The sequence below is a fragment of the uncultured Campylobacter sp. genome (assembly GCF_938017615.1).
Taxonomy (GTDB): Bacteria; Campylobacterota; Campylobacteria; order Campylobacterales; family Campylobacteraceae; genus Campylobacter_B.
Genome location: NZ_CALIJA010000147.1, coordinates 1 through 9,071 on the forward strand (window position 1 = coordinate 1; position 9,071 = coordinate 9,071).

Consider the following 9,071-nt stretch of genomic DNA (forward strand, 5'->3'; position numbering starts at 1 on the left):
TATGGCCTATCAAGCTAAATTTTTACTAGCTCCGTTAAAGACGCTCGCGAGGCAAGCCGCAAATCAAATTTATTCGCCGCTTAGCAGTATATATCCACTTTCGCTAATGTTTTTAAATTTAACCCCCAGCTCCCGCTTTAGCCTTAGTACGACGTTTTGTATCGCGCCCTTGCTAGGCAGCTCGCCCTCGTAGACGAACTCCTCGATCATCTCGTAGCTCACGAGCTTGTTTAGATTATACGCAAAGAGCCAAAAGAGCTTGTTTTGCAAAAACGAGAGATAAATTTCCTCGCCGTTTTTGTAGATCTTTTCTTTGGCGAGATTTATGCTAGTTTGCGGGCCCAGACGCACGAGCTTTTCGTCCTTTTCGTAGGTTAGAGCTACTAGCAGACGGCAAAGCGCGGCGATATCGACGGGCTTTTTTAGAAACGACGCCGCGCCGTGCTCGATGCTTTTGATGAGGTTGTCGTCGGTGTCGTAGGAGGTAAAGACGATAAATTTTTGCGCCGGCTTTATGCGTATCATCTCCTTCATCATCTCAAAGCCGTTCATCGCGGGCATGTGGATGTCGGTGATGACGACGACGGGCGCTAGCTTCTTAAAGCGCTCCAGCCCCTCCAGCCCGTCGCCCGCGCCCCAGACGCTTAGGCAGTAGGGTTTTAGTCCGCCTATTAGCAGCTCCCTTGCGATCTCGTCGTCCTCGACAATGAGGACGGTTAGGTCTTTAAGCAGCTTTAAGTGCTCTTGCATCTCACTCCTTTAAATTTATCTCAAAGCCGAGCTCAAACGTCGTCGGATCGCCAGCGCTTAGCAGCTTGATGTCGCCTGAAAGCTTTTCGTTTGCTAGCTTTTTGCCAAAATACAGCCCGATGCCGCTTCCTTGCTTTTTGGTGGTTTTGGGTTGGGTTAAAATTTTATCCCGAAGCTCTTTGCTCACGCCGCTGCCGTAGTCCGTGACGGCTATCTTGCACGTGCCGTTTTCAAATTTGGCGTCCAAAAAAACCTGCCGCTTGGCGATCTCGTTTTTGTATCGCTCCACGACTGCGTCTTTGGCGTTGTGAATGAGGATGAGTAAAATTTGCTGCACGATGCCCATCCGCTGCGTGACCTCTTCGTCTTTAAACTCGCGCAAGCTTACCGTGACGTTTGCCTTGCTAAGCTCGGTGTGCATTAGCTTTAGCAGGTCTTTTATGCAGCGTTGCACGCTAAATTTTTGCGGGCTGTCGCTCGTTTTGTAAAAATTTCTAAAAATCTCGATCGTATCGCTTAAAAGCACGGTCGCGGCTTGGCCTTTTTGCAGCATACTCTCTAGCGTCGCGGCGTCTAGCTTGCCGTCTTTTTGTAGCATGAGTAGGCTTGAGATCATCAAATTTAGCGAATTAACCGGCTGAATAAACTGATGATTTATGCCGCTGATTAGCTCGCCCGCCTCGCTCATACGGGCTTTGTGCTTAAGCAGGGCTTCGTAATCGTCTTGCAGGTTTTTGATTTTTGAATACATAAAGTTGTGGAGGAAATTTGCCACCAGCGCTAGCGCTGCGAATGCAAAAAGCAAGATGAGGGCGTTTTTTAGCGCGGAGTTGAGCAGCGCGGCGAGCTCCTTTTCGTTATCGGTACCTGCGCCGATGAACCAGTTTAGCGTGGGGATCTCGGCGACGGAGATGAAATTTGAGCCGATATTTATGCTCGTGATATCTTCGTCACGCAGGAAAAGCTCTTTAAATTTATCCTCGATCTGCTTTTTTAGCGACGCGTCCTTCATCGGCGTTAAAATTTCACCGCCGTGCGTAACGATAAAGGCGTACGAATCTGGCGCGAGTTTAAATTTTTCCATATTTTTTAGTATGTTTTGCAGCTTCACCACGCCGCAAAACACTCCCGCAAACGAGCCGCCGTCCATGACGGGCACGCATAAATTTAACGTTGGCTCGCCTAAAATTTTATGGCGCTGCATAAAATTTACCGTGGGTGCTAGCGTGTTTTTGGTCTCTTCAAACCACACAAGCCCCGTGCGCAGGCTCTTTGGCATCGCTTCGTTCTCGCCTAGCTCCTTGCCATCCACGAAGATCTCCCCGTCCTCGCGCAAAAACTGCAAGGCGTCAAATTCTGCGGAGTTTTCTTTAAAAAGCCGTATGAAGCCGCCGAGCTTTTCGTCGTCTCGTATCGCGTCCGCGTTTTGCATAAATTTAGCCGCGCGCACCAGCGAGCGCAGCCGCTCGTCTAGCCAAAACGAGAAATTCCCGACCATATTTTCGCTAGTGGTGATCTTGTTTTTATCCGCGAGAGCGACGATCTGTGCCTTGGCGTCCTCGTAGTTTTTCACGCCCAAAAGCACCACGAAAAGGCTTGCAAAAATGATGATGAAGTAAATTTTAAAATTATGCTCGCGTAAGGCTTTCATGCGGCGAGTATAGCAAAATCGGTCTAAATTTAGACCGATTTAAGCTTTTTTGATAGTTAAAATTTTGCAAATAAACATCGCGGCGAGCACGACGAAGCAGACGCCAAAGCCGATCAGCGTGCAGTCGGCCATCGACATAAATTTGCTTGATGGGATCAGGTACCAGCCGTCCTCGTAAAGATCGACGAGATATTTTTGAAATCCGCTTAGCGTGACGCCCTCAGGCACCAGCGGATTATCGTAGCCGCAGTCGCCCGTAGGCAAGAACCAATCAGGCGCCCACTTTTCAAGCGGCAGGCCGAACGGATAGTGCGGCTCGGTCGAGCAGCCCTGCACGCCGAACGGATCGTCTCCGTGCACGGCGTCGTGGATCTTGGCGAGCTTGACGCTATACATTATGCCCTGGATCGCACCCCAAAAGGCTAGCAGGTAGCCGAGCGCGGCGAGGAGCAAATTTTTAGGATTTATGATCGCGACCAGGCCTCCTAGCGCCATGCACAAAAATGCAAAGCGGATATAGACGCACTGCTCGCAAGGCGGCATATAGACGTAGTTTTGAAACAGCGAGTGCGCGAGGATAACAAGTCCCACGCTCACCGTTACGAGGATCGCCCACGGCAGGCGGCTATCTGCGAATTTTGCTATCTTTTCCGCAAATTTCATGCTTGCGCCCTATTTTTTAAGCAGCTCTTCGATTAGCTGCGCCATGCCGTCGATGGAGCTGATGGACTTCGTCATGATGAGGTATTTGCCGTTTACGACAAACGCCGGCACACCTTGGATCTTGGCTACGTCGTAGCTCTCGTCCCATTTTTTAAGCAGTTCGGCGACTTTTGGGTCCTCCAGCTTTTTTTGATAGTCCGCTTCGCTGATGCCGGCCGCATCAAGCCCCGTTTTTAAAAACGCAGCCTCGTCCTTGCCGTCGCTCCAGCGCTGCTTTTGATCGTGATAGGCCTTGTAGTAGGCAAATTTAGTCTTTTTAAACAGCGAGTTTTCATCTAACAAGCTCACGCCCTTCTCCTCGTCCATCACGGCTAAAACGGCAAAAATTTTACTCGCTGCCTCGCCGTATTCGCCCTTGGTTTTTAGATGAAACGGTACGTATTTTAGCCCCGCGACCTTTTCTATGACCTTCGGCGTTACGGTTTTGTCGTATTTGTAGCAAAACGGGCATGCGTAGCTAAAGACCTTAACTAGCGTGTTTTGCTCCACGGATAGCGGTTTTTCTAGCTTGACGTAGTCCTCGCCCTCGGTAAACGCGGCAGCGCTTATGGCGCCAAACATCGCAACTGCTAGAAAGCCTTTGCTAAATTTAGAAAGTAGGTTCATGGAGTGCTCCTTAAAATGATTTTGTTTAGGTTAATTTTATATCCTCTCGCCGCCGCAGAACTCACGCTAAGATAAATTTTAGATTAAATTTATAGAATTTCGGCTAAATTTTGGCGCAAAAGCTAAAATTTGAAATTATTTTTTATAATTAAGCAAGTTTTAATAAACGCGTGATTTCTACGTTAGCGAGGTTGATTAAAATTACGATATCAAACCAATTCAAAGGAGAATAAGATGAAGCGAACTCTTTCCTCATTTGCGCTAGCTGTGGCGCTTCTGGGCGGTCTAAGCACGGCCGCGCTGGCTATCGGCGGACCTAGCGGCGCACACATCGACTACGGCATCCCGGGCAAGATTGGCGAAGTAGTCGTAAACCCATACGACATCGCGCCTCTAACGGCGGTGATCAAAAACGGCGGCTACACGCTAGCAAACGCCAAAGTTACTATCGTACCAAAGCCAGGCGGTCAGGTTATCAGCTATAAAGTCGCCGACAAGCACCTGCGCACTCACGGCGGAATTCCCGTTTTCGGACTATATCCCGACTATCAAAACACCGTCGAGGTCGAGTACGATAAAATTTACAAGGGACAAACCGAGCGCGTAAAAGAAACCTATAAAATTTACGCTCCTGCGATCTACTTAGAGAGCTCTGGCATGCCGTCTCAAAAGGGCGCGCTGTTTGATAAAATCGAGGTCGTGAAGGCCCCGAGCGCTAAATTTGCTAACCGCCTCTACTACGTAAATAACTTCGTAAATAAAACCGGCAAGGGCACCAAAGTCGTGTGGAACAACCCTGCAGGCGGCGCGATCGAGTGGAACTACAGCCCGAACAACTTCATCCTTGACACCAAGGGCGAAGTTCGCTGGTATCTGGAGCCGAGTAAAATTTACGACCTCAAGCAGCCTTTTTCCGCGGGCGTCATGATGGGCTTTAAGCAAAACGACGACGGCGCGATGACGTGGGGATACGGGCAGCGATACGCCAAATACGACATAATGGGCCGCGAAATCTTTAACCGCGAGCTACCTGCGAGCTACAACGACTTCTCGCACTCTATGGACGTTGCGCAAAACGGACACTACTTCCTCCGCGCGGCAAACGCCAACTATAAACGCGCCGACGGCAAAAACGTCCGCACCGTGCGCGACGTCATCGTCGAGGTCGATCGTGACGGTAACGTCGTGGATGATTTTAGGCTGTATGAAATTCTCGATCCGTATCGCGACATCGTGTTAAAAACGCTCGATCAGGGTGCTGTGTGCCTAAACATCGACGCTAGCAAGGCAGGCCACACCGCGAGCACGGACGAGCTAGCCGCGATGGATACGAACGAAAAATGGGGCGACATCGTGGGCTCTGGCCCCGGACGCAACTGGGCGCACGTAAATAGCGTGGATTATGATCCAAGCGACGATAGCATCATCATCTCTAGCCGCCACCAAGACGCCGTCATCAAGATCGGCCGAGACAAAAAAGTAAAATGGATAATGGGCGCGCACAAAGGCTGGAAGGACCAGTTTAAGGGCTACTTGCTCCAGCCGGTGGATAAAGACGGCAAAAAGATCGTCTGCGAGGACGAATACTCAAAATGCCCGGGATATGAGAGCGAGAAGGGCGGATTTGACTGGCAGTGGACGCAGCACACGGCCTTCCGCATCGACAGCAAGTCCAAAAAAGGCGTCGTTTATTTAACCGTCTTTGATAACGGCGACACCCGCGGTATGGAGCAGCCTGCGATGGCGGGTATGAAATACTCCCGCGCGGTCGTCTATAAAATCGACGAAAAAGCTAAAACCGTCGAGCAGGTCTGGGAATATGGCAAACAGCGCGGCAGCGAGTGGTACAGCTCGGTTACTTCGCTCGCGCAATATCAAGACGACCTAGATAGCGTGATGGTTTACTCAGCGGTCGCGGGCATGCAGTTTGACATCGCCAAGGGCCGTCCGGTCGGCGTGCCTAGCCCTCACATCAACGAGTTTGAATGGGGCGCAAAAGAGCCGTCAATCGAAATCAAAATGACCAATGCGATGGGCTACCAGGCGTTTCCGTTTAGCGTAGAAAAAGCGTTTGAGAAGTAAAATTTTAAAATTTAGCGGTCGTGTTTCGAGCGCGGCCGCTTTTGTTTTAGATTATGGTCAAATTCTACACATCTACTCGATAGAATTTCATCCGAATTTGCTAAATTTTATCCCTCGGTACGGCAAAATTTAGCCGAAAACATAGCTCTTTATTCTAGATAAAATTTAATCATCGGATTTGCGATTTCGCGCTCTGCTTTTGCTATAATTTCGCTCTGCTAAAATTAATAAGCGTTATTTCGGTATAGACGAGGTAGCGCACGGTTTGGATGAAATTTGCATCCCGCTTGAGGGCGGGGGACGACGGGTATGAGGTTAATGCGCCCAAAGGATATTCGTGCGGCAAGGCGGCGCAGCAAAGGAGAAAGAGTGGAAAAATCTAGAAAAAAGGAACTCAAAAAGCTCGCGGCGTAGCGGCAGCGAGATGCATTTGAAAAGAGCCTGTCTATGAATAGGGCGGAGTTTGAGGGGCTATTTGAGTTCTTGGGCTAGAGCTTGGCGCATCGCGACTGCGACGGCACGCATAGGCTCATACTGGATTTTGTGAGCTCGCCGCGTTCCGAATGAGGCGGCGGTTTTGGACTTTTGCGAGCAAAACGGCGGATATTGCGATTGCGAAGTTTTAAATAACGTGCAGGATCGCTTCGAATTTTAGGGCGCCGCACCGCGGAGAGACCCTACGCCGTAAGCATCGTTTCAAAAAGGCGGTGCGTAAAATTTAGTAAAATTTTAGCGGCGCGAGGGCTCAAAAGTAGGGCTAAAGCAACGTTTGCGGTGCGAACTGCCGCCGTGCAATAAGCACAAAGCCCACTGCGCCAAACACGCGGGCCTTTTGTAGAGTTGATGCTCTAGTTTTTAAATTTGACGCAAAAGGCAGGCAACTCGCCGTCAAAACGGCAATTAAAGCGTGGTGTGACGGGGCTTGTATGGACTTAAGAGCGGTATTGCTCGCTTAATTTAACGATACAAGACGGCGCGGAGACCTGGAGTTTGCCCCCTTAAATTTTATTGCGGTAGCCATCAGGCGGACAGAGATATGCTATGAACGTTTTCATTGAGCGAGCTTGCCGCAGACGCTTTGCTGTGCGACAAGTAGGTTGATTGCAAGATTAGGAGAACTCGCACAAAGCGCTTTTGCGCGAGAGGACTTTGCTGCGGTGCCGACGTAAATTTTATCTGCGCGGCATTTAAATTTAGCCCAAAATCTCCCCCGCGAAAAACAATGCCGACATTGCAAACGTGCACAGCGCGACGACCTTGAGTTGTCCGTCGAAGTGGCAGCACTCCCACACGCGCGAGACGAAAAAGAGATGCCGAAGTAGCGGCGCGAAGCTCAGCGCGTAGAGCAATCTCACGCCCGAGCCGCCGCGCAAAAGCGAGTAGCAAAGCATCAATCCCGCTCCGCCCGCGATCAGCGCGTAGTGGTAACGTTTGGCTGCGCGCAGTCCGATACGAACGGGGATCGTGCGCTTGCCCTTGAGCGCGTCGTTTTGGATGTCGCGCATGTTGTTTAGATTTAGCACGGCGGTGCTTAGCATCCCGCACGCGCACGCAGGCAGCAGTAGCGCCGCATCAAGCGAGCGGGCATATAAAAAATACGAGCCCAGTACGCTCAAAAGCCCAAAAAACAAAAACACGAAAACGTCGCCAAGCCCCTTATAGCCGTATGCGCCGGCGCCCACGGTGTAGCGGATCGCGGCGTATATCGACGCGCCGCCAAGCGTCAAAAATAGAGCCACGAGATAAAACCGCTCGCCGAATGCCAAAACGCTTAGCGCAAGGCTCGAAAATGCCGAAAGCAGCGCCGTAACGACTATGACGCGCTTCATCTGCTCGGCACTCATCTGTCCCGTTTGGATCGCGCGGCGCGGCCCCAGTCTGCCCTCGTCGTCGGTGCCTTTTACCGCGTCGCCATAGTCGTTAGCGTAATCGCTTAGCACCTGAAACAGCAGCGTCGTAAGCAGCGCCAGCGCGAAAATATCGGCTCTAAACGTGCCCGCGCCGTATGCCGCGCCGCTACCGAGCAGTACGCCCGAGACGCTAAGAGGTAGCGATCTAAGGCGAGCGGATGCGTAAAGAGCTTTTGCGGTTATCATTTTTTGCCTTTTTTGATTTTTTGAGTGCCGAATTTACGGCGAACTCAATTTAAAATTTAGCGGAAAAACGCCAAAAATATTATAAATTTAGACTATTCGTAGAGTAAATTTTATTTAAATTCGCCTTTTTAATATAAATAGCGGTAAAATAGAGCCAAAAATTTTAGGAATTGTGATGAAAAAAGTTCTTACCGTTCAAGATATATCCTGCGTGGGCAAGGTTTCGCTGACCGTTGCATTGCCGATACTTAGCGCGATGGGGATGAGCACGAGCGTGATCCCTACGGCGGTTTTATCGATGCATACGGGCTTTTCGGGCTACACCTTTTGTGATCTAAGCTCGCAGATACGCGCGATCATGGCGCACTGGAAAGACCGCGGAGTGGTGTTTGACGGCATCTACACGGGCTTTTTGGGTTCGGCAGCGCAGATCGAGATTATGGGCGAGCTATTTGCGAGCTTCGGCGGCGCGGGCAAAACTATTTTGGTAGATCCTTGCATGGGCGATAACGGCGTGTTTTATCCGGGCTTTAATGAGGATTTTGCCCGTATGATGGCGCTTCTGTGCGCTCAGGCCGATGTAATCACGCCCAATATCACCGAGGCCTGCGCGATTACAGGCGTGCCGTACCGCGAGGATGCGGATAGGGATTTCATAATGGATCTGCTTGCAAGGCTTCGAGAGCTGGGCGCCAGACAGGTTATTTTAAAGGGTATCGGCTACATCGCCGATCAGTGCGGGGTTTTCAGCTACGATGCGCGCACGGGCAGGACGAACGAGTATTTTCACGAGCTGCTGCCGGTTAAATTTAACGGCACCGGCGATATTTTCGCCGCCGTAGCCTTCGGCGCAATAATGCGCGGCAAGTCCCTGGAAACTGCGGTCCGTATCGCTGCGGACTTCGTCGTCAGCACTATCAAAGAGACGATGAGCGACGAGGAGCGCAACGGATACGAAGGGGTCGATTTCGAAGCGATAATTCCCGAGCTGGTGAGGAAAATCTAAGTTCTAGACAGATTTGGAACTCGCCGCGCGGACAGAGGATTTGTGGTAGAGCTTTAAAATTTTATCGTAAAAGGAAATTCCTAAATTTTATCTGCGGCGTGAAATTTTAAAATTTTCAAAATTTATGTGTCGTGTGGGGCATGGAATTCTATAGGCG

The 9,071-nt window shown here is 50.4% G+C and carries 7 protein-coding genes and 1 pseudogene; 3 read left to right on the plus strand and 5 right to left on the minus strand.

Features of this window, described 5'->3' with window-relative positions; translation table 11 throughout:
- Positions 1 to 69 precede the first annotated feature (69 nt).
- Genes Q0620_RS07595 through Q0620_RS07610 form a run of 4 tightly spaced genes read right to left on the minus strand, consistent with a single transcriptional unit; the run spans position 70 to position 3,730 of the window.
- Positions 70 to 750, minus strand: coding sequence for a response regulator (locus Q0620_RS07595; protein ID WP_298784218.1), 681 nt, complete (start codon positions 748 to 750; stop codon positions 70 to 72).
- Between the two features lies 1 nt (position 751).
- Positions 752 to 2,401, minus strand: a complete 1,650-nt coding sequence (locus tag Q0620_RS07600) for a sensor histidine kinase (RefSeq protein ID WP_298784220.1) — start codon at positions 2,399 to 2,401, stop codon at positions 752 to 754.
- Positions 2,402 to 2,440: 39 nt separating this feature from the next.
- The gene (dsbI, locus tag Q0620_RS07605) at positions 2,441 to 3,064 is read right to left on the minus strand and encodes a protein-disulfide oxidoreductase DsbI (RefSeq protein WP_298784221.1); all 624 of its coding nucleotides are present in this window, start codon (positions 3,062 to 3,064) and stop codon (positions 2,441 to 2,443) included.
- A gap of 9 nt (positions 3,065 to 3,073) precedes the next feature.
- The gene (locus tag Q0620_RS07610; RefSeq protein ID WP_298784223.1) at positions 3,074 to 3,730 is read right to left on the minus strand and encodes a thiol:disulfide interchange protein DsbA/DsbL; all 657 of its coding nucleotides are present in this window, start codon (positions 3,728 to 3,730) and stop codon (positions 3,074 to 3,076) included.
- A 234-nt stretch (positions 3,731 to 3,964) separates the two neighbouring features.
- Here Q0620_RS07610 and Q0620_RS07615 point away from each other — a divergent pair, with 234 nt between their 5' ends.
- Positions 3,965 to 5,812: an aryl-sulfate sulfotransferase gene (locus Q0620_RS07615; RefSeq protein ID WP_298784225.1), complete on the plus strand. Its 1,848-nt coding sequence runs from the start codon at positions 3,965 to 3,967 to the stop codon at positions 5,810 to 5,812.
- 565 nt (positions 5,813 to 6,377) lie between these two features.
- Positions 6,378 to 6,467 (plus strand): annotated as a pseudogene (locus tag Q0620_RS10880) (DUF2695 domain-containing protein); the annotation flags it as partial.
- A 538-nt stretch (positions 6,468 to 7,005) separates the two neighbouring features.
- On the opposite strand, the gene menA reads toward Q0620_RS10880, so the two are convergent.
- The gene (gene menA, locus Q0620_RS07620; RefSeq protein WP_298042248.1) at positions 7,006 to 7,908 is read right to left on the minus strand and encodes a 1,4-dihydroxy-2-naphthoate octaprenyltransferase; all 903 of its coding nucleotides are present in this window, start codon (positions 7,906 to 7,908) and stop codon (positions 7,006 to 7,008) included.
- Positions 7,909 to 8,083: 175 nt separating this feature from the next.
- Here menA and Q0620_RS07625 point away from each other — a divergent pair, with 175 nt between their 5' ends.
- Positions 8,084 to 8,914, plus strand: coding sequence for a pyridoxamine kinase (locus tag Q0620_RS07625; protein ID WP_298042251.1), 831 nt, complete (start codon positions 8,084 to 8,086; stop codon positions 8,912 to 8,914).
- Positions 8,915 to 9,071 lie beyond the last annotated feature (157 nt).